Origin of the sequence: Limnohabitans parvus II-B4, from assembly GCF_003063455.1 — a bacterium.
GTDB classification, from domain to species: Bacteria; Pseudomonadota; Gammaproteobacteria; order Burkholderiales; family Burkholderiaceae_C; genus Limnohabitans_A; species Limnohabitans_A parvus.
The window spans coordinates 1-23,901 of sequence record NZ_NESN01000002.1; the positions used below are offsets into that span (position 1 = coordinate 1).

A 23,901-nucleotide genomic window follows, 5' to 3' on the forward strand; every position below is an offset into this window, starting at 1 on the left:
TCAAAGTACGGTCGCCACCGCTCAAGGTCACCGCACCCACATAAGTTTGGGTGCCGCTGGTGGTGATGTTGGCACCGATGTTGGTGGTGCCCGAAACACTCAGATTCGTGATGCCAGTGAACGCACCATCAATGTCCGCAGCACCCGTGATGGTCAGCGCGTTGCCGCCACCGGCCAAAGTGCTTTGCGTGTTAATGGTGGAACCGGTGAGAGTGCGATCACCCCCACTCAAGGTCACCGCGCCGGCGTAGGTCTGCGTGCCCGTGGTGGTCACGTTGGCACCGATGTTGGAAGCTCCCGAGACGCTCAAGTTGGTGAGGCCAGAGAAGGCACCGTCGATGTCGGCTGCACCCGTGATGGTCAGCGCGTTGCCGCCACCGGCCAAAGTGCTTTGTGTGTTGATGATGGAGCCAGCCAGGGTGCGGTCGCCGCCGCTCAGCGTCACCGCGCCGGCGTAGGTCTGTGTGACTGTGGTCGTGACATTGGCACCGATGTTAGAAGTACCCGACACACTCAAGGTGGTGAGGCCAGAAAAGGCGCCGTCGATGTCTGCGTCTCCCGTGATGGTCAGCGCGTTACCGCCACCAGCCAAGGTGCTCTGCGTGTTCACGGTCGAGCCGGCCAAGGTGCGATCGCCACCGCTCAGGGTCACCGCGCCCGCATAGGTCTGCGTGCCCGTGGTCGTGACGTTGGCACCAATATTCGAAGTACCCGAGACGCTCAGGTTGGTAATTCCTGTGAAGGCGCCGTCAATATCCCCAGCGCCGGTGATGGTCAGGGCATTGCCGCCACCGGCCACAGTGCTTTGCGTGTTAATGGTCGAGCCGGCCAAGGTGCGGTCGCCGCCGCTCAGGGTCACCGCGCCTGTGTAGGTCTGGGTGCCCGTGGTGGTGACATTGGCGCCGATATTGGAGGTGCCGGACACGCTCAAGTTCGTGATACCTGTGAACGCGCCATCGATGTCCGATGCGCCGGTGATCGTCAGGGCGTTGTTGCCACCAGCCAAAGTGCTTTGCGTGTTGATAGTGGAGCCGACCAAGGTGCGATCGCCGCCACTCAAGGTCACGGCACCGGCGTATGTCTGCGTGCCAGAGGTGGTGACGTTGGCGCCCAAGTTAGTAGTGCCGCTGATGCTCAAAGCGGTCAGGCCCGTGAAGGAACCGTCGATGTCTGCGTCGCCCGTGATGGTCAAGGCGTTGTTGCCACCAGCCACCGTACCTTGCGTGTTCACAGTCGAGCCGGCCAAGGTGCGGTTGCCGCCGCTCAAGGTCACCGCGCCTGTGTAGGTCTGGGTGCCCGTGGTGGTGACGTTGGCACCGAGATTTGAAGTACCCGACACGCTCAAGTTGGTGAGGCCGGTTACCGCACCATCGATGTCGGCTGCCCCGGTAATGGTCAATGCGTTGCCGCCACCGGCCAAGGTACTTTGCGTGTTGATGACTGAGCCGACCAAGGTGCGATCGCCGCCACTCAAGGTCACGGCACCTGCGAAAGTCTGCGTGCCCGTGGTGGTGACGTTGGCGCCCAAGTTAGAAGTGCCTGACACGCTCAAGTTGGTGATGTCCGTTACCGCACCATCGATGTCGGCTGCCCCTGTGATGGTCAAGGCATTGTTGCCACCGGCCAAGGTGCTCTGTGTGTTGATGACTGAGCCGCTCAAGGTGCGGTCACCACCGCTCAGGGTCACGGCACCGGTGTAGGTCTGGGTGCCCATGGTCGTGACGTTGGCACCCAGGTTCGAAGTACCGCTGATGCTCAAAGCGGTCAGGCCAGTGAATGCAGCATTGATATCCGCATTGCCCGTGATGGTCAGCGCGTTGTTACCACCAGCCAAGGTGCTCTGTGTGTTGATGACTGAGCCTGCCAAGGTGCGGTCGCCACCGCTCAAGGTCACGGCACCGGCATAAGTCTGCGTGCCCGTGGTGGTGACATTGGCGCCCAAGTTAGAAGTACCGCTGATGCTCAGAGCGGTGATGCCCGAGAAAGCGCCGTCAATATCCGCAGCACCCGTGATGATCAAGGCGTTGCCGCCGCCCGCCAGGGTGCTCTGCGTGTGGATGGTCGAGCCCGCCAACGTGGTGGCCGCCGCCAATGTGACCGCGCCTTGATAGGTTTGTGTGCCGCTGGTGGTCACGCTGTTGGCCAAGGTCGACTGGCCGGTCACCGTCAAGGCCGATGTGCCCGCCCCGCGCGTGATCCTGCTGCCGCTGGCCATGCTCAAGCTGGCCACCGATTGTGAAGCGCGCAAGTCCCACACCGAGGTGCCGCTCAAAGTGACATCGGTCGCGTTATTCAAAGCCCCCGTCAGCACCAAGGTGCCTGCAGCAACCGTGGTGTCGCCCGAATAGGTGTTGGCCGCGCTCATCGTCAAGGTGCCGGCGCCGGTTTTGCTCAAGCCACCGGTGCCACTGACCACCAAGGCCAGGTCTCGCGAACCGGTGGTGTTCAAGGTGAGCGTGTTGCTGCCCAATAGCACAGAACCGGTGAGGCTGCTGGCCGATGAAAAATTGTTGAGGGTCACCCCTGCCGATGCGCCAGCCATGTCCAAGACCGCACCATTGCTGCCCGACACCTGCACTGCACCCGACGCAGCGATGCTGCCCGCGCCCATGATCTTCAAAATCGCACCGCCCGTGATGGCGGTGTTGCCGGTGTAGGTGTTGACGCCCGTCAGGGTGAGCGTGCCACCTGCAACTTCCAGCCCACCGCTGCCCGAGCCGCCGCTGATCACACCTGAAAAATCATCGCTCGCCAGTCCTGCAGTGACCTTCAAGCGCTGGTCTGCCCCGACCACCACATCACCCGCACCTGCCAACGACTGGAGGGTGGTGGTGCCAGCCGAAGGTGTGCCGACGCTCAACACCGCGCCAGCACTCACCTGCACTTTGGCAGCGGTCTCCAGCGCTTGTCCCGCGCTGTGGTCGGCCACCAAGGTGCCGGCTTCGATGCTCACCACCCCCGTCATGGTGTTGGCGCCTGTCAAGCTCAGCGTACCGCTACCCACTTTGGTCAATGCGCCTGCACCGCTGATCACACCCGAAATGCTTTGGTTGTTGGCATTGCCTGTGGTCAGCGTCACGCCACTGGCAAGCACCGTGCCTCCGGCTCCGCTGAGTGAGGCAATGGTATCCGTTGCCTCAGCGCGGTAAGTGGCACCAGAAGCCACCGCCACATCAGTGGCATCGGACAAGGTGCCTGCCACCTTCAAGGAGCCTGCGCTGATGTTGGTGTCACCCGCATAGGTGTTGGCGCCGCTAAGGGTCAGCGTACCGCTGCCCACTTTGGTCAATGCGCCTGCACCGCTGATCACACCCGAAATGCTTTGGTTGTTGGCATTGCCTGTGGTCAGCGTCACGCCACTGGCAAGCACCGTGCCTCCGGCTCCGCTGAGTGAAGCAATGGTGTCCGTTGCCTCCGCGCGGTAAGTGGCACCCGAGGCCACCACCACGTCAGTGGCATCGGCCAGCGTGTCCGTCACTTTCAAGGTGCCTGCAGACACCGTGGTGTCGCCCGAGTAGGTGTTGGCACCCGAGAGCGTCAAGGTGCCAGATCCGAGCTTGGTCAGCGTCGAACCTGAGCCAGACAGGCCGGCAGCCAAGGTCACGGCTTGGCCGTTCGTATCGATCTTGATGTTTTGGTTGGCCGCAGTGGAGATGCGTGCCGAGTAGTCGACTTGGTTGTCGGCGCTGTATTGCAGTGCGCCGCCATCAAACAAAACAGTGCCTGTGCTATTGCTGCCCAAGGCGTTGGCCTGCCCCGCATTCAAGACACCAGCAGCCAACGTGGTGCTGCCCGTGAAGTTGCTGTTATTGCCCGTCAACGTGGCGGTACCCGAGCCACTTTGTTGCAATGCACCTGCGCCAGAGATGACGTTGGCCAAAGTGAAATCGTTGCTGCGATTCAAGATCAGTTTGCCCCCGGCATCGATCACGATGTTGCTGGCCTCCGCCAAAGCACCGGTTGTGCCGTTGCCCAATTGGAGTGCGCCGCCGGCCACAGTCATGCTGCCGGTGTGGGTGTTTGTACCGGTCAGCACCAACGAGCCCGAACCCGACTTGGTCAAGCCTGCAGAGCCTGCGATCACTCCGGCATAGTTCACGCTGACACTGGCGTCGGTGCTGAACGTGCTGTTGCCCGTCATGGTGATACCGCGCAGGGCAGACAGGGTCATGTCGACAGTGGCCTGCAAGGTGCCGCCATTCAGCGTGATGTTGTGGGCGTTAACCGCTCCAGGCACAGCACCCAAATTGCGATCAGCAGACACCTTCAATACACCGCCGCTCACCGTGGTGCCACCCTCGTAGGTGTTGGCAGCATGGCTCAACACCAAAATGCCAGCACTTGTTTTGGTCAAACGGCCTGCGCCTGAGATGGCACCTGTGACCGTCAGCGTGTCGCCTTGGGCAATGTCAAACGTGCTGTCTGCCGTCATCAAGATGGTGCCGCCCCAGGAGCTGGTCGCGTCCTTCAACGTGCCGCCCTGCAGCACCAAGCTCTCGCCGGCCACCGTCACCCCCGCCAGATCCAACGTGGCGCCACTGGCCAAGGTCGTGCCCCCCGCTGCGCTGCCCAAGCCCGTGTTGCTGGCCACCACCACCGTGCCCGAGCTGATGGTGGTCTCGCCCGTGAAGCTGTTGTTTCCGCTCAAGGTGATCACCCCTGCACCACTGAACGTCAAGCCAAAACTGCCCGTGATGTCCCCCGACAGCGTCAGGCTCGAGCCCGCGCCCGCCTCAATGGTGCTGTCCGCCGTGAGCGTCATGTCTCCACCCAACACACCATTGAGAATTCGGCCACCGGCCACGGTCACTGACTCTTGCACGCTCAATTCGTTCAGGTCCAGCGTGCCGCCGGCCCCCACCGTGGTGCCGCTGCCTGAAGCGGTTGCGCCCAAAGCCTGGCTGTGGCCTAACTTCAAAGTACCCGCATTCACGTCGGTGGTGCCGCTGTAGGTGTTGTCGCCATTGAGGCTCAAGGTGCCCGCGCCCTTCTTCACCAAAGAACCTGTGCCGCTGACCACGCCGTCGATCTTGGAGTCATCGTCAGTGTTGTTGATGCTCAAGGTGTAAGCGTTGGCGCCCGACTGCAGTGCCACTGCGGCCAAGGTGATCCCCGAACCTGCCAATTCAGCGTTGGAGCTCAGGGTGGCCGCACCCGTATAGGTTTGTGTGCCGCTGGTGGTGATGTTGGCGCCGATGTTGGTGGTGCCCGAAACACTCAGATTCGTGATGCCAGAGATTGCACCATCAATGTCCGCATCGCCGGTGATGATCAACGCATTACCGCCACCCGCCAGGGTGCTCTGCGTGTTCACGGTCGAGCCGGCCAAGGTGCGATCGCCACCGCTCAGGGTCACCGCGCCCGCATAGGTCTGCGTGCCCGTAGTCGTGACGTTGGCACCAATATTCGAAGTACCCGAGACGCTCAAGTTGGTGAGGCCAGAGATTGAACCATCAATGTCTGCTGCACCGGTGATGGTCAGGGCATTGCCGCCACCGGCCACAGTGCTTTGCGTGTTAATGGTCGAGCCGGCCAAGGTGCGGTCGCCACCGCTCAAGGTCACCGCACCCGCATAGGTCTGCGTGCCCGTGGTCGTGACGTTGGCACCAATATTCGAAGTACCCGAGACGCTCAAGTTGGTGAGCCCACTGAACACGCCGTCAATGTCTGCTGCCCCGGTGATGGTCAGCGCGTTGCCGCCACCGGCCAAGGTGCTCTGCGTGTTCACGGTCGATCCGGTCAGGGTGCTGTCGGCACCCAGGGTGATCGCATCGCCATAGCTTTGTGTGCTGGTGGTGTCAACACTACCGCCGTTGATGAGCAACGTCCCGCCGGCATTGCTGGTCAGGCTGGCGGCTTTGACGGCTTGTGCCAGTGTGGTAACTCCGCTGCTGTTGAGCGCCAAGACTCCGAGGCGTGTGGTTTGTCCAACAGCACCACTCAAGGTGATCGCGCCGGTGCCAGCGTTCAAAGTCAGCGCCTTGGCCCCTTCCACAGCACCCGTCACCACAATGTCACCGGCTCCAGCACCGGTGTTGACGGTCAGGTTATCACCTAAATTCAGGCTGCTCCCAAAGTTCACATGGTTGTTGGTCGTGCTCAGCGTTGATGCGGCAGATACCGTCACCGCACCGGTATAGGTCTGCGTGCCCGATGTCGTGACGTTGGCGCCGATGTTGGACGCGCCCGCCACGCTCAGGTTGGTGAGGCCACTTAACGCGCCGTCAATGTCTGCTGCCCCTGTAATGATCAAGGCATTGTTGCCACCGGCCAAAGTGCTTTGCGTGTTCACGGTCGCGCCCGCTAAGGTGCGGTCGCCGCCGCTCAGGGTTACGGCTCCCGCATAAATCTGCGTGCCGGTTGACGTCACGTTGGCACCAATATTAGAAGTGCCTGACACGCTCAAGTTGGTGACGCCTGAGAAAGTGCCATCGATGTCGGCCGCACCGGTGATGGTCAGCGCGTTGCCGCCACCCGCCAAGGTGCTCTGTGTGTTGATGGTCGTGCCCGTCAGCATACGGTCGCCACCACTCAAAGTCACCGCACCTGTGTAGGTCTGGGTTCCGCTGGTCGTGACATTGGCGCCGATGTTCGAAGTACCCGAGACGCTCAGATTCGTCACACCTGTGACAGCGCCGTCGATGTCTGCCGCACCGGTGATGGTCAGCGCGTTGCCGCCACCCGCCAAGGTGCTCTGTGTGTTGATGGTCGAGCCCTTCAGCGTACGGTCGCCACCACTCAAAGTCACCGCACCTGTGTAGGTCTGGGTTCCGCTGGTCGTGACATTGGCGCCGATGTTCGAAGTACCCGAGACGCTCAGATTCGTCACACCTGTGACAGTGCCGTCGATGTCTGCCGCACCGGTGATGGTCAGCGCGTTGCCGCCACCCGCCAAGGTGCTCTGTGTGTTGATGGTCGTGCCGGTCAACGTGGTGTCAGCGCCTAACGTGATCGCATCGCCATAGCTTTGTGTGCCCGTAGTGTCCACACTGCCACCGTTGATGAGCATCGTGCCGCCCGCGTTGCTGGCAAGGCTGGCGGCCTTCACGGCTTGTGCTAGTGTGGTGGTGCCAGTGCTGTTGAGTGTCAAGACTCCCAAGCGTGTGGTTTGCCCCACCGCCCCACTCAAGGTGATGGCGCCGGTGCCTGCGCTCAAGCTCAGTGCCTTGGCACCATCGACTGCACCCGTCAGCACAATGTCACCCGCGTCAGCGCCGGTGTTGATGGTGAGGTTTTCAGCCAAGGTCAAGCTGCCGCCCAAAGTCACGTTGCTGTTGGTCGTGGCCAAGGTTGAAGCGGCCGAGACCGTCACCGAACCTGAATAAGTCTGCGTGCCGCTGGTCGTGACGTTAGCGCCGATGTTCGAAGTACCCGAGACGCTCAGATTCGTCACACCTGTGACAGCGCCGTCGATATCTGCCGCACCGGTGATGGTCAGCGCGTTGCCGCCACCCGCCAAGGTGCTCTGTGTGTTGATGGTCGTGCCGGTCAACGTGGTGTCAGCGCCTAACGTGATCGCATCGCCATAGCTTTGTGTGCCCGTAGTGTCCACACTGCCACCGTTGATGAGCATCGTGCCGCCCGCGTTGCTGACAAGGCTGGCGGCCTTCACGGCTTGTGCCAGTGTGGTGTTGCCAGTGCTGTTGAGTGTCAAGACTCCCAAGCGTGTGGTTTGCCCCACCGCCCCACTCAAGGTGATGGCGCCGGTGCCTGCGCTCAAGCTCAGCGCCTTGGCACCATCGACTGTATCCGTCAGCACAATGTCACCCGCGCCAGCGCCGGTGTTGATGGTGAGGTTTTCAGCCAAGGTTAAGCTGCCGCCCAAAGTCACGTTGCTGTTGGTCGTGGCCAAGGTTGAAGCGGCCGAGACCGTCACCGAACCTGAATAAGTCTGGGTGCCGCTGGTCGTGACATTGGCGCCGATGTTCGAAGTACCCGAGACGCTCAGATTCGTCACACCTGTGACAGCGCCGTCGATGTCGGCCGCACCGGTGATGGTCAGCGCGTTGCCGCCACCCGCTAAGGTGCTCTGTGTGTTGATGGTCGAGCCCGTCAGCGTACGGTCGCCACCACTCAAAGTCACCACACCTGTGTAGGTCTGGATGCCGCTGGTCGTGACATTGGCGCCGATGTTCGAAGTACCCGAGACGCTCAGATTCGTCACACCTGTGACAGCGCCGTCGATGTCGGCCGCACCGGTGATGGTCAGCGCGTTGCCGCCACCCGCCAAGGTGCTCTGTGTGTTGATGGTCGTGCCCGTCAGCGTACGGTCGCCACCACTCAAATTCACCGCACCGGAGTAAGTTTGCACACCGCTGCTGGTGATGTTGCCCCCCAGATCAGCAGCGCCACTCACGCTCAAGCTGGCCAGATTGGTGGCATGGCCATCCACATCCACCGCACCCGTGATGGTCAGGGCGTTGGTGCCACCGTCCAGCGTGCTTTGGGTGTTGATGGTTGAGCCCGTTAATGTGCGCGCACCGCCGCTCAGGATCACGGCTCCGGTGTAGGTCTGTGTGCCAGTGGTCGTGACGTTGGCACCGATATTGGTAGCGCCCGAAACGCTCAGTTGGCTGATGCCACTGAAAGCCCCATCGATGTCGGCGTCGCCCGTGATCGTCAAGGCATTGTTGCCGCCAGCCAGTGTGCTGCGGTTGTTGATGCTGGAGCCGGTCAGTGTGCGTGCACCGCCGCTCAAGGTCACCGCACCGGTGTAGGTCTGCGTGCCCGTGGTCGTCACATCGGCACCCAAATTGGAGGCCCCCGAAACGCTCAAACTGCTTAAGCCGGTGTAGGCCCCATCCACATCCGCAGCACCCGAGAGGGTCAGCGCGTTGCCGCCGCCCGCCAGGGTGCTCTGGGTATGGATGGTTAAGCCGGTCAAAGTGCGGGCGCCGCCGCTGAGCGTGACCGCACCTGTGTAGGCTTGCGTGCCGGTGGTCCTCACATCGGCAGCCACAGTGACCGGGCCGGCGACCGTCAAGGAGGACAGCGCCGTGCTGCCGCCCACCGCGCCGTTCAGCACCACGGCGCCCGTGTTCTGCAGGGTCAGCGCCGCAGCACCATTGATGGCGCCCAGGGTGAGTTGGCCCTGGTTCTTGAAGGTAGAGGCGGCCGACAGCGTGATGGCACCCGTCACCCCGGCCGCGGTGCTGGCGCTGTTGTAGAGCACGCCGCTGTCGGAGACCCCTGTACCGGCTACGGTCAGCGCGTTGGCGATCGAATAGCCGGCCAGATCCAGCGCAGCCGCATTGCTCACCGTGACGGCCCCTGTGCCCCATGCGCGCGCATGGCCCACCTGCGCCAGCCCCTGCGAAACCGTGCTGGCGCCAGAGAGCGTGTTGTCGCCCGAGAGCACCAAGGTGCCGGCCCCCGATTTGGTCAGGCCAAACGCACCGCCACTTTCAGAAATCACGCCGCTGACGGTCAGCGTGTCGCCGCTGCCGACATCGAAGAAGCTGTTGGCCGTCAGCGTGATGGCTCCGGCCCAGCTGCTGGTGGCGTCTTTGAGGGTACCGCCCGCCAGCGTCAGCACTTCGCCTTGCACATCCACGCCCAGCAGGTCGAGTGCGGCGCCGCTGGCCACACTGGTGCCGCTGCTGCTGTCGCCCAGGGCCAAGGCATGGCCCACCGCAAGCGTGCCGGCGCTCACCAGGGTGCCCCCCTGGTAGGTGTTCTGACCCGACAGCGTCAACACACCGGAACCCGCTTTGGTCAGACCACCGGCGCCGGAAATCACGCCGCCAAAGCTGGTGCTGGTGCCGTTGCCCCCTGCGGTGAGCGTTGCGCTGCCCAACAGGATCTGACCGCTGCCCGCGATCGAGCCCACCGTGTCTGCATAGCCGTCCAAGTCCCAAGTGCCATTGGCCTCCACTGTCACCGCCGTGCTGTTGCTCAGCGCATTGATTGCGGCGCTCTTGAGGGTGCCCGCACTGATGCGCGTGGCACCCGTGAATGTGTTGACGCCAGACAAGGTCAATGTACCGGTGCCGGTTTTGGTGAAGCCGCCGGTGCCCGACATCACGCCACCGAAGGTGGTGTTGGCATGGCTGCCACCGGCCGTCAAAGTCGCACTGCCCAGGCTGATGTTGCCGGGACCTGCGATGGAGCCGACCGTGTCCGCAAAACCATTGAGGCTCCAGGTCGCGTTGTTCTCCACGGTCAATGCCGTACCGTCGGTCAAGAGATTGACCACGCCGTTGGTCAAGGTGCCTGCCCCCACCGACATGGCGCCGGTGAACGTCTGCGCGGCCGACAGGGTCAAGTTGCCTGCGCCAGCTTTGCTGAAGGAGACCCCGGTTCCACCGACTGCGCCGCTGTAGGTGCTGGTGCCAGATTGGGTGACCGTCAGGGTGCGTCCATTGGCCAGGGACATGCCGCTCGAACCTGTCAGACCGCTGGTCCGGATGCTGATGTCGCCAGTGCTGGCGTTGGTCGTGGTCAAGACGCCGTTGAGCGCCACGGCCCCACCCCACAGCGTTATGGGCCCGGCCACGGTGGCGGCAGAGCCAATGGTGATGTTGCCGGTGTTGCTGGCGTGACCGATGGTCAAGCCGGTGATGCCCGAGGAGTAACGCAGGAATGCGGTGTTGAATGTGCTCGAGAAAGAGTTGCCTGCCGTGGGCGCCACGGTCAGTGCACCGGTGGTGTTGATGTTGAGGTTGCCCGCAATGCTGACATTGTCTGAAATGATCGACACATTGCTGGTAGAGGCGGTCACCGCAGAACCGCTTCTGAAGCCAATAAAGGTGTCGGTTAAGTTGTTGGCAAAGTTGATGGCACTCGAGCCGGTATTCAGAGAAATGGCACCGCTATTGGCCAACAGGTTCAAAGTTCCACCTTGATCTTGCAGGTAACCCAGCCGAATACCATCTGAGCCAGTGGAGGACCCTCTGGATGTGAAGCTGACACCTCCACCGTTGCTGGCAATCAGTGAATTGGTGCCCGCCATCCCGAAGCCCTCACCCCCCAAGCCACTGGTACTGCTGCCAGAGGCGTCAGATCTCCACACAATGGCATCGGCAGCGGCGTTGGTGGACGTCACCGTGAACGTGCTGGTGGCATCGTGCCAGCCTGTGCCTGCACCGGCGCCACCCGTGACGGCAATGGCTTCAATCTTGACCTTGCCAGCCCCCGCGTTGATCGACACATTACCCGTGGTCAGGAAGCCGCGCGATGTGGTGGTTCGACCGGCAATGTACACGTCGCCATTGGCGGTGGACAGCATGGTGCCTTGAAGGAAAACCGCAGGCCTGTCAAAGTTTGAGGCGACTGCATTGGCGGTGAGTGGCGCACTGATCGTGGTGCCTGAGACTGCATAACCATCCCCCACCGTCAAACCGTTCCAGCTTGCATTGCCAGAGCCGCCGCCCATCCACAAATGTCCGCCCCCAGTGGAAATGTTCACACCCGAGTACGCAAAAATGCCCCCGCCCGTGGTTTCACCGTCGCTGTTGGCCCACAACACCACATCGCCACCCGCGGTTGTGATGGATCTGCTGGCCTGGAGTGAAATGTCACCTGATGCTTTGATGAGCAGATCACCCGCTCCAGCGCCGGCGCTGGTGTTCAGGTTTGCGTTGACATTGACGACACCACCGTAAACCGTCATCGGGCCAGCCATCGTGATGGCATTGGCCAGGCTAATGGCGCTGGTGTTGGTGGTCTTGCCAATGGTCAAGCTACCCAAGTTGTTGCCCAAGCTCCAGCCGCTGGTGCTGAAGGCGCTCGTGAAACTATCCCCCACCGACTGGATCGTCAGAGCACCAGATGTTCTCAGGCTCAAGCCAGACCCTAAGGACATGGCATTGGCGTTGAGGGTGATGGCACCCGTTGTGTTGCCAGACACACCGTTCCAACCCAAGTTAACGCCAGCATTGAACTTGATGCCCGGATCATTCACAGCGGCGACACCCGTGATAGTGATAGCACCCGAAGAAGAGTAGATGGAAGCGGTAGCACCACCGTCCATCAAAATACCCGCACGCTCGCGGGCAGTACCAGTACCTGCACTGCCCCCCAAGGTGATGGCGCCTGAATCCGTGTGAATTTGTGGCCCGTTGAAGAAATTGATGCCCACACCGTGTGAATCACCGCGATTGTTCTTGCCACCAATCCCGTCTATCAATACCGTACCCGCACCACCCGTCTTGATGACGGTATTGGTCACGACATCGACTCCGATTGCATAGTCTGCTGCCGCTGAACTTACCCAATCAGCACCTTGCCAACCTCTGCCTCGAATGGCGACATTGCCATTGGCACTTGAACCCGATGCATCAATCGTGGTTTGATCCAACCACAAACCACGGTAACGCTGACCAACTGCACCTTCTGCAGATCCCTCGGCGTAACCCGATCCATCTGTGCCGCCGCCCAGTGTGATGCTCCCGCCATAACTGCGCAAGGTCGCGCCAGTCATCAAAATGGCACCGCCTGCAGCACCATCGCTGTTACTGCTCAATACGATGTTGCCGCCTTGCGTGGAGATATCAACACCTGAAGAAGCCACGATGTCTTTGCTGGCAATGAGCCTAAGCTGATCGTTGGTGCTAACGGTCAAGTCGTTGGAGAGTTCGATTTTCCCGCCGAACACCGAAATCGGCCCCGTCACCGAGAGGGCACTGCCCAGGGTGATGTTGGTGGTGTTGGTGGACTTGCCAATGGTCAAGCCGCTCAAGGTGGAGCCAAAGTTCCAACCCGAGGTGCTGAAGGCGCTGGTGAAACTGTTGGCAGCAGACTCGATGCGCAAGGCCCCGGTGCCCGCAATGGTCTTGCTGGTCGGGTTGGCTGCGTCGTTTTGCAGCACCAGCGTGCCCGCGTTGATGGTGGTCGTGCCGCTGTACGTGTTGCTAGCGGTCAGTGTCAGCGTGTTGCTGCCCATCTTGGTCAAGCTGCCAGTACCGCTGATGGCGTTGCCCATGGTCACGTTGTCTGAGCGGTGAATCCACACACTGGTGTTGTTGACAATCGCCCCGGCCAACGAGCCAGCAGCTGTGTTGTTACCCAAATAGAGGGCGCCCGTCGAAACCGTGGTGTTGCCCGTGAAAGAGTTGTTGGCCGTTAAAAACAGATTGGCTGCGCCCGTCTTGGTCAATGAACCCGTGCCAGTCGCCATCACGCCAGCAATGGTCAAGTTGCCATCGGTTTGCGTCGTGAGGGCAAAGGCGCCTGTGAATGCGTTGCCCGCTGTGGGTGCGATGGACAAGGTGCCAGCATCAACTTGAATTTCAGCAGCGGCCGCCAGGGTGATGTTGCCTGTGAGGGTGTTAGCCCCAGAGACGCTGCGGACTGCGCCGTTATTGGACACGCCAGTGCCCGAAAGTGAGAGGGCATCGGCCAAGGTGATGCCGCCCGTCAACTCAAGCGCAGCTCCACCGCTGATTGTCGTACCGCCTGCCGATGAACCCAGTCCGTCAGAGTGGGTCACCCGCAGAACCCCGCCGGTGATGTTGGTCGCGCCAGAATAGGTGTTGGCACCCGACAAGATTTGGGTGCCATTGCCGGACTTGGTCAGGCCCACAGCACCCGAAATCACGCCCGAATAGTCATGCGACCCTGTGGCGGGGTTGATCGTGATCGTGCCGCCTGTGGCAGAGATGTTGTTGGACCCGAGCAAGCCCCCTGCTGTCAGCGTGACTGTGCCTGCGGTGATGCCGCTGACGCCACCGAAAGAGCCAATGGTCAGCGTGCCTGAATTGGAATAAGTGAGCGACCCGGTCCCCAAACTGGCTGTGATGGCGCTGATCGAGCCTGTGCCGGTGAGCGAATAGCTTTGGTTGGTGCCCAACAAGGCCAAACCATAGGCCGTCATATTCCCAGTGATCTCGGGCGCCTTGGAGTGGATTTGGATGTAACCCGTCGAGGTGTTGGCCGTGATGTTGCCCAGCCACTTGATGCCTTTTGAGGGGCCAAACGCCGGGTTGGCCGCATCCGCCAGTGCATAAATCGGGTCAATCAGGCCGCCGGTGGTGTTGCTAGCTGCGTTGGCAAACAGCCCATTGCCCGTAGATGCCGAGTTGATTTTGGCGCCCTGGAAAATAACCGAACCATTGGCCGCCGACACCGAAGACGCAGCAGAGTAAATGCCGTAGTCACTGGCCGCGTTGGTGGCCGGGGTGTAACCCGACATCGTGACATTGCCACCCGTGGAGGTGATGCCGCCAACGCTGAAATACAAGCCGTCCGATGACCTGGCGTAGCCCACAAGGTTGATGTCACCGGATGCCGTAATGGCGCCCTGCCATGCGTCCTGGCGGATGCCGTTCAGGCCACCCGCGCCAGAGATATAGATGGAACCGGCGCTCGCGACGATCGGCAAGCGGATGTAAGTGGCACCAAAACTGGTGTTGTTATTCAGGCCATCCATCACGATGTTGCCGGTATCGGACCGCACGCCCTGGGTGGTGGACCCCCCATCGACCACCGTCAAATACAGACCGATGCCTTGCATGGACACGCCTTTGAGCATGATGTCGCCTTTAGCGCGCAAGGTGTTGGTGGAGTTGTGGACGGTGATGCCGCCCGATGGTCCATCTATTCCGGTGCTGAAGTTGGCATAACCGGTCATCGTCAAATTGCCATTGAAACTGCGTATGACCTGCTGATAGCCCCACATCGCAACGCCATAGGCATTTCCTGCCGCGTTGTTCATGCCAGCAGACGCACCATTGGCACACACATTAATGTCACCGTAGGCCAAGACGGCTGTGTTGTCGCTGTTCATGCGGAAACCAGCCCCGCCGGCGTTAGAGCCCGTGGTGGTCGAGTTGATGGTGATGGAGCCCCCGGCCGTCGGCGCGGTGGTGCTGTTGCCCGCGACAATTCCGCCACCATTGACGTAGATGCCGTAGCCGCCACGGGCGGTGATGGAGATGTTGCCGCCCGTTGACTGGACAAAGCGACTGTTGTCCTGGTACCAGGCCCAATTTCCCGTGGTCGTGCTGGTGGCATTGATGGTGATGTCACCATTGGCTCTGAACAAACCCGTGCCATAGATGTAGGCGCCTTCAAGGGCACCGCGGGATGTGAGGTTGATGGTGCCGTTGGCCACCAGCGAACCATTGATGATCTGCGAACCGTATCCGTTGCTTGCTGTTGAATTGATCGTGATATTGCCGCCGGATGTCGGCTCGGTGGTGCTGTTGCCAGCAACAATGCCTCCGCCAGCGATATAAAGCCCCCAACCGCCGTTGGTCGTGATCGAGACATCGCCGCCAGTGGATTGAATGAGGCGACTGGAATCTAAGTAAAGCCCCCAGTCACTCGTCGATGTCGAGGTCGAAGCAATCGTGATGTTGCCATTCGCTCTGAACAAACCCGTGCCGTATATGGTTGCGCCCTCATCGCCTCCAGTGCTTGTGAAGTTGATGGTGGCGTTGGCCACCAAAGAACCTGCGACGATTTGCGTTCCGTGACCGGTAACCCCTGTAGCATTGATCGTCAGGTTTCCGCCAGATGTGGGCGCACTGAAGTGGTTGCCCGCCACAATGGTGCCGTTGTCTTCAATATACAAGCCGCCATAGGAACCCCTGGCAGTAATGGCGATGTTTCCGCCAACAGACTGCATAGATGCACCAGAGTCCAATACCAAGCCCCAAGTTCCTGTATTGCCCGTAGTGTTGCCCGCCTGAATGGTGATGTCGCCATTGGATCTGATGATGCCCGCCGCCCCTTCGTGTCTGAAGCTGTGGTGTGTACTGGTATTGGCTGCTGTGATGTTGATTGCGCCATGGGCGATCACAGTCGAGCCATAAAGTTGCAATGCGTAGCTGCTGGTGCCGCTGGCATTGATGGTGATGGTACCGCCCGAGGTGGGGTTGGCCTCGCTGTTGGCAGCAATCAATTTGCCGTAAATATAGGCACCAGCTTGACCCGAGGCCGTGATGGCGATGTTGCCGGCCGTGGTCTGAAAGACCTTGTTAGTTTCAACATACATGCCCCAGTTATTGCCGCTGGTGCTGGTGCTGGTGATGGAGATATCGCCCACGGCACGGTTGACTCCTGTGCCCCCAAAATACGATGCGCGCATCCCAGTGCTCGAGACGGTCGCGGTGATCGAACCGAAAGCCGTCATTGCGCCTGAGGCTTGTTGCAGACCGTAGCCGGAGGAGCCGGTGCCGTTGATGCTGATGCTGCCCCCCGAGGTGGGTGTGCTCGCGTTATTGGCGGCCACCAGGGAGGTGATATTCAGATAAACACCACTCGAGCCCACACCCGTGACAGAAATGTTGCCCGCAGTGCTCTGAATGGTACCGCTGGACTCCAAGACCACGCCCCAATTGCGCGTCGCGTTCTGGCCGTTGATGGTGACGTCACCACCCGCGCTGATGGAGGCTGTGTCCACGACCCACACACCGTAATTGGCACTTCCGCCGACACCCGAAATATTCACCCTGCCCGTGGTGCTGACCGCGGTGCTTCCATGCAGGCGCACGCCGCTGAAAGAACCGGTCGAATTGCTGTTGCCGGTGATAGAGATGTCACCCGACCCTGTGGAAATCGTGGTGCTGTTGACTCGAATGCCGTTCCAGACACCTGTCGCGATAGCCGTTAAGGTGATCGTTCCCGTGCCGGATGTGGTTACGCCACCCGAATTCTCAAAAAGAATACCGTCGCCAGTAGAACTGCCCGTGGGGTTACCCAGCCCGCGCATGGTGATGTTGCCACCCCCCGCTTGGATGTACTGGCTTGCACCTGTCAAGAAGATGCCGATGTTGGAGATACCTTGACTGGCAAACCCCGCAGTGCATGAGAAAGTTCCGGCACAACTCGATGTGGTGTCGTTGGTGCCGCCAGCCAGCACCACATGGCCGCCCCAGGTCGAAATGAAAGAACCAAAACGAATGCCCCCGGCGCTGCTGTTGTCCGTGTCTGAATAGGCGTAGACGCTGAGCGATTTCCCTGAGGAACCCGTGACACTGCTGCTGAAGGCGATGTCCTTGGAGGCCATCAAGGTCAGGCTGTTGCCATCGAGGTTGTTGGTGATGGCGCCTGAGATGGTGATGTCTCTGTTGGCCGCCATGGTTTGCAGCGTGGTCGCCCCACTCAGGCTGCTGGCTGCCACCGACAAAGACTGGTTGGTTCTGAGCGTCAGCGCGCTGTTGCTGATGACGATGTTTTGGATGCTGTTGCCGGCGTTGTTGGCCGTGAACGAGGCAGCGTTGGCAAAGGTGACCGTGTGGGTGCTAGCGCTCACCACGCCGCTGAGCGTCATGGCGCCGGTGCCGCCCAAGGTCGAGTTGGCCGCTACCGTCACGGCGCCGCTGGCGGTCGCGGCATCGGCGTTGGAGTTGATCAGCACGCCGGTGTTGCCAATGCCTGTACCGGTGATGTTGAGCGCGTTCGCCACGGTCCGGCCATTCAGGTCAATCACCGCACCTGACTGCACCGTCACCGCACCAGTGCCCATGGCCCCGCTGGTCGTGGACACCGAATTCGCCCCTGCCCGGACCGTGCCTGCCGACACCGTCACGCCACCCGTGAAGGTGTTATCCCCGGACAGGGTCAACACGCCACTGCCCTCTTTGGTGATGGCGCCACCGGTGCCGCTGATCACACCCGCGATTTCATGGCTGGTGTTGGTGCTCAGGGTGAGGCGGTTGGCCTGCAAATTGATGGCGCCTGTGGCCGTGATGGCCGAGCCCGACATGGTCACATTGCCCGTCAGGACGAGGTCTTCGGCATAAGTTTGTGCACCTGTGGTGGTCACTGAGGGGCCACTGAGCCGGAGCGATCCGCCGGTATTGGTGCTCAGGCTGGCTGCCGTGACAGCTGCGCCCAAAGTGGTGGTGCCTGTGCTGTTGAGCTGCAACGCGCCCAGGGTCTTGGTTTGGCCGACACCACCCGAGAAACCCACGGCACCCGCCCCCGCATTGACCGTCAAGGCTGCATTACCCGCATAGCTTGAGGCCAGGTCACGCACCAAAAAGTTGCGGATGCCCCAGCCTTCGTCGGCCCAACCCGAGTTCAGGGTACTGTCAACCCTAAGGGTAGATGAAGAGAGGCTGGGCGTGTTGATCGAGACATTGAGCTTTTGCGATCGCCAGGTCTGGTCCGTGCGGGCGCTGCCAAAATCGCCAGACAAAACGCTGCCGCTGGGTGCCAGTGTGACGGCATACCCTGAAGCCACAGTAGTGGCGCTGGTGGGTGCGGTCAGTGTGGTGCTCTCGATAAGGCTATGTGAACCAATGACGCTAGCACCCACACTGAATTGGATCAATTCGCCGTCCCAGCTTTCCAGGCGGTAAACGTCAAAGGTGATGTTTCGCCCAGCGCCTGAGAAATCGAGAGTTCGGGTAACCGCCCCTCCGTTGGCAAAAGGTCCTATGACCGTGCCCCATTCCGCGTAGCCTGTGTCGTAGGCAGCCGTGGAGCTCCAGCCGCCCAAGCCCGCACCGATAACGGTCTGACGCTGCACGGACGCTGCCGAATTGACAGTCCCCGTGACCGAGACCGCGCCCCCGCCTGTGTTGAGCGTCAGCGTGCCCGCAGAGCCGCCGTTCAACACGCCCAGTAGGACTTGGGTGTCTGTGTTGCTCACGTTGTTCAAGGTGATGGCGCCACCAGTGCCACCGCTGAGGCTGGTGTCAATCGTCTGGTTCGATGTGGCCTGGAAGCTGATGGTGTCGGCCGTGGCCGACAAGCTGCCACCGCCCGTCGTCACGTCGCCTTCCAAAGCAATAACGCCGCCGTACCGGGCCCCCGTCAAAGCCAAACTTAGCCGGCCTGTGGATGTGGCCGATACGGCGCCATTGAGGTAGATGTCGTCCCCCGCAGTCAAGGTCGCTGTGACGTTGGCGGCCCCGGTGTGGCGGATTGGCGCGTTGACAACGATGTCCTCTCTGGCCACCCAACTAGAGTTGGCGTTGGGCAAAACGACTTCGGATGCGCTCAGCAAGAAGCTGTCCAGCGCGTTGGTGGTGCCCACCGAGCCGCCCAGCGTGATGCTGCCGCCTGTGGCCGTGACCGACAAGTTTCGGGGCGTGCTGGCGGCATCGCTGTTGATGGCCCCCGAGAAGGTGACACCGCCACTGCCCGAGGTGATCGTTAAATTGTCAGCGCCAATGAACAGATTGCTGCTGATCGTGGCAGGACCAGAGAGGGTCAGATTGCTGCTGAGGGTGGTGTTGGTGGTGTTGGAGTTCAATGAGATGGCACCACCACCCGACACCACACTGAGCGCGCTGCCCGCCGCGCGCGTGGCGTTGGCCATGGAATGACGAAGAACCACGATGCCGTTTGCCCCATTCGGTGTTGTGGCGTAGGACTGCGCACCTCCACCGCCGCCTGAATTGGCTGTAGCGGCATCGATGGGCCGCCCACCCATTCCGTAGGTCACGCTGGTGCCTGTGATACTGGAGGCAAACCCTGCGCCTGCGACGGTGTTTTGGTTCCAACCATCTTGGGCGTTTCCGGTAGCACCACCACCAGCACCTCCCCAGCCAGCGGTGCTGGTGGATCGACCCGATCCGCCACTGCGTTGGCTGCCAGAACCCCCTGCGCGAGTCGTAAAGATATTCCATCCGGCGCCGCCGCCGCCGCCGCCTGCGGCATAACCGGCCCCACCGGTGCCAGCGGTCGCATTGTTGACCCCCGTGTTACCACCACTGCCACCGCCACCGACCAATATGGTGCCAAATGCCGAGTCCCCACCTTGGTTGCCTAGCGCGCCGCCCGATCCGACGAGCACACCCAGACTGGACTCGGTCAGTGAAAGGTTGACACCATCCGCGACACCGCCGCCGCCACCGCCGCCGCCAGTAGTCGAACCCCATACACTGGTTCCGCCGCCACCGCCGCCGCCCACAACCAGATAGTCAACGGCAGAGACGCCGTAGGGCCTGTAAAAAGCACTGTTGCCTGTTTGGGTGAATGAATAAAGTACGTGGTTACTGCCAGTGATACCGCTGATCGTTGCATTCATGCCTGTGAAGGATTTGCTCCTGTTCAGGCTCAAAATCGCATAGTCAGCCAAAGTGCCACTGAAGCCTGACACCACTCCACTGGTGAAGCCAATATTGCCACCACCTGAGTCGAACGTCACAGGGCTGGCGCTGAGGTTGGCCACTTGCAGATTACCGGTCACGCTGATGTTGGCGCCTGCAGTGGTCACGTTGCCTGCAAGGTTGGTGGTCCCTGCGGTGATGGTCACACCCTGACCAGCCGAGATGGTAGAACCCACGCCGGTGCTGTAGTTCATACCCATCACAAAGCTATTGGCGGATCCAGCAGTCACGCTGAAGGAGCCGGTGGTGCTTGCATTGCCCACCAGAGTCACCTCACCCGTGCCCTGCAGAGAAAGATTACCCCCTGCCGTAGACGTCAAGTCACCCGCCAGAAATAAATTGCCGCCTGTAATGGAAATGGGGCCAGCCACGCTGACCGAGCCATCGACAAATATGTTGGCTGTGTTGTTGGGCTTCCCAATCGTCAGACTACTCAAGGTGGTGCCAAAGCTCAAACCCATTGTGCTGACTGCACTGGTGAAACTGTTGCCCACCGACTCGATGGTGACGGCTCCTGAGGAGTTGAAGTTGTTGGTGCCCGCCACCCGAAGCCCGTCCGCACGCAACGTGATGTTGGCCGTGGATGAGGTAATGCTACTGCCGGCTTGCGAGCCAAAAACGTTGCCCCCCCAGAAATTCAGGTGCGCATTGTCGGTGCCCGACAGCGCGGCATTGTTGGCCACGACCAAGATGGGGCCGGAGGCCGACAGCAGCGAGACATTCCCCAAATCGATGGCATGGTCAAAGATGGTGCCGATACCCGCCGTACCTTCGATGATGATGCCGCCACCAGCCCCCGTTGCAGCAAGCGTGGTACCGCCAAGATTGACCGCCAAAGAACTGTGGGCGTTTGAACTGCCGGTATTTCCGACCAAGCGAATGGCGTCTGAAGCCGTGTTGGAGGATGTGATGGTGGACGTGGCTTCGATCGTGACGCCTTGGACGTTGGCGGTTCCTGTGCCAAATCCGACGCCCTCGATGTACACCTTTCCCGAGCCTGCGTTGATGGTGCTGGCCTTGATGTAAACGGCCAGGTTGGAGGTGTTGGCAAAGTTGGCGCTCTGACCCCGCAGACTGATGTTACCGCCACCGGAGTTCAGCGTCGTTCCACTGCTGATGTCGATCCCGTTGGTGAATGAACCGTTGGCCGCACCGGTTGCATAGCCCACCATCGGATCGGTGGTGCCTCCCCCCATGGTGATGGCTCCACCGCCAGAGGTGACACTCACACCCGACCCGATTCGGATGTAACCCGATGCGCCCCCCGCATTCGACCAGTAGGTAACGGCCCCACCGCCTGTTGCGATGCTGGTGTTGGCTGCCTGGATGATGTGGCTGGTGGCCTTGAGCGAGGCACTTCCACCGTTGGTGGTGATGCTGCCGTTGATGTTGAGGTTGCCGGTCACGTTCAAAGACACGGCCCCCGTGGTGCTCAAGCCGTTGGCATTGACGGCCAGGTTTTGGGCATTGGACAGCGAGAGGGTGCTGACGTTGCTGGCCTGGAGGTTGTTGATGTAATTGTTTGCTGCAGTGAGGTTGACAGCGGGTTTGCTCGTTCCACCGTTAGATGAGCCCAAAATCAATGTACCTACATTGAGGCTGGCACTCTCTGTAGACCCCTGAGAGATACTGGTTCCAGCCAATAACTCGAGCCTTCCATTTGGCAAATTGATCAACTTATTGCCAGTGGAATTATTTAGGAAAATTGACGTTCCAGCTTCAAGCGTCAACTGATTTGTTGTTGTTGAATTAATGTAGTAATTGGTAATTCCTGAGCCTTGCCAACCGTTGACATCAATAAGTCCTGTAGCCAACACCTTGACATTCCCTGAATTAAGGGCGGTCACTATCGTGCTGGTTTTGAGAGTGGTCACCCCTGGATAGGAAATACCATCAACGACTGGACCTCTATAGCGGGTGTCAACGCCATTCTCAATGATGGGTGCCGATGGATCGGCTGTTCTAGCGGTGTAAGTGGTGGTGCCAGTAATTGAATAGTTAAAGCCCACCCAGTCTGGGGTGATGATCAACAAATGCTCTGGATCCAAAAGCCACAAGCCGTCTTGTCCTGATGCCGCTTTGGTTGAGACAGAAATGTTGTCGCCTATGTCGAGCCATTTGCCAGAGGTCTCCACCTGCCCACCATCGCCGCCGTTCGCACCGCCTTTGGCCAGGATGCGGCCTTGCGCTGCAGTCACCGAATCGGCTTTGCGAATGTCACTCCACAGCACCACCGTGCCGCCTTTGCCTTGGTCGGTGGCGCTGGCGTCGATCAACACGTCTTGGCCCATGGTCACGGTGTTGGCCTGGGGCAAGTCGCCCGTGCCTTGCCAACCGCCACCCACGTACACCTCACCGCCGCCGCTGTAGCCGGTGGTATCAATGCGTGTACTGTCCTGCAACAGCAGAGTGTTACCCGTGATGGTCACCAGCCCCCCCCGACCACGTCGGCTGTTGGCGCTGATCAGGCTGTTGCCGTTGATCAGTACCTTGGGGGCTTCAGGAGCTGGAGTCAACGGCTCCAGTGGCGTAGCCGGTGTGCTGGGCGTGGCACGTATGTGCACTTGCCCACCTCGGGTGTCGCCGTCGACCTGTACGGTGCTGCTTGTGACCGTCACATCGCGGCCTTGCACAACAGTCGACCCACCGGCGCCAGCGTTGCTGCTGGCCGAGACTGTGGCGCCGTCCATTTGCAAGGTGTGGGTTGACTCGATACGCACCTCGCCACCATGGGTAGCACCATCTGCTAGCACTTGCGAAAGAGGTGCCAGCGTCATGCTTGCGGGTGACGTTGGTATTGCGGCGCTGCTCGCTTGCAGAAGCACTTTGCCGCCTGGCCCTTGGGTGCTGGAGACATCGATGACGCCCGCGTTTTCAATGCGGTGCGCCTGAATGTGCACCTCACCACCTTGCGTTGCACCTTTGGCATTGAGCACGCTGGTGCTGGTCAATTGCACCTTGCCGCTTTGCAGCAAGATGCGCCCGCCCTGACGGGTCAGGCTGTTGGCATTCAGTTGCCCACTGTTGATGATTTGGCCGGTCAAAGCATCCATGGCCGTGGCGCTGAGGATGATCAGGCCATCGGGTGCATGGACTGCCGTTTTGTTTTCGACCAATGTCGCGATCAGGCTGGGGCTGACCGTGATGCTGGCCAATTTGCTGGAAGGGTCAAAGTTAAGGCTCACAGCTTCTGCCCCCGCCATGACGACGGTGCCTTGCTGCGCCACGATCAAGCCTTCGTTGCGCACCTGCGGTGCCAACAGCGCCACATAACCATTGAGTGCAGTGCGAATGGTGCCTTCATTGACCACAGCACCAGTAGCGCCATTGCGCGAGAAGTCGGATTTGCCCGCCATGAAGTTGGCGTCACTTTGGCTCATGGTGGTGGCGGTCACAGCCCCCACATCCAGCACAGCGCTCTTGCCAAAATACACGCCTGCCGGGTTGATTAACGTGACTTGGCCGGGCGCGTTGATCTTGCCAAAAATCTGGCTGGGGTTGGCGTCGCGCACACGGTTCAACGTGGCCGCTTGTGCGTTGGGTTGGTTGAAGTTGACAGTGCCGCCCGAACCAACGTTGAAGGTGCCCCAATTGATCACCGCACGTTGCGAGCTTTGGTCAATGTTGAGCACGGGTGCTGTGGCTGTGCCCGCTCTGCCAATTTGTGCAATGCCCGCCGCCACCTGCCCTTGTGCGGGCAACTCGACAGGAGCTGGCGGTCCGGCGGCGGCCAACTCCAACTGCGCGGCCATCCCCAAAACAGCAGCCAGCTTGGCCATTTTTTTAACAAGCGAACTGCGTTTTCCGCACGAACGGGCGGTCTCCGCCACCACCGTCCAAGTGGCGGTGACTTCGTTGAAGATGACGCGGTAAACCTTGTTCACTGTCTTTTCTA

1 protein-coding gene is annotated in these 23,901 nt (G+C 60.6%); it reads right to left on the bottom strand.

Annotated features, from left to right (window positions below; translation table 11 throughout):
• Window positions 1-23,890, bottom strand: a 23,890-nt coding sequence (locus B9Z37_RS04665) for an autotransporter-associated beta strand repeat-containing protein (protein WP_108311910.1), incomplete at its 3' end; no start/stop codon positions are given.
• Window positions 23,891-23,901: the final 11 nt, after the last annotated feature.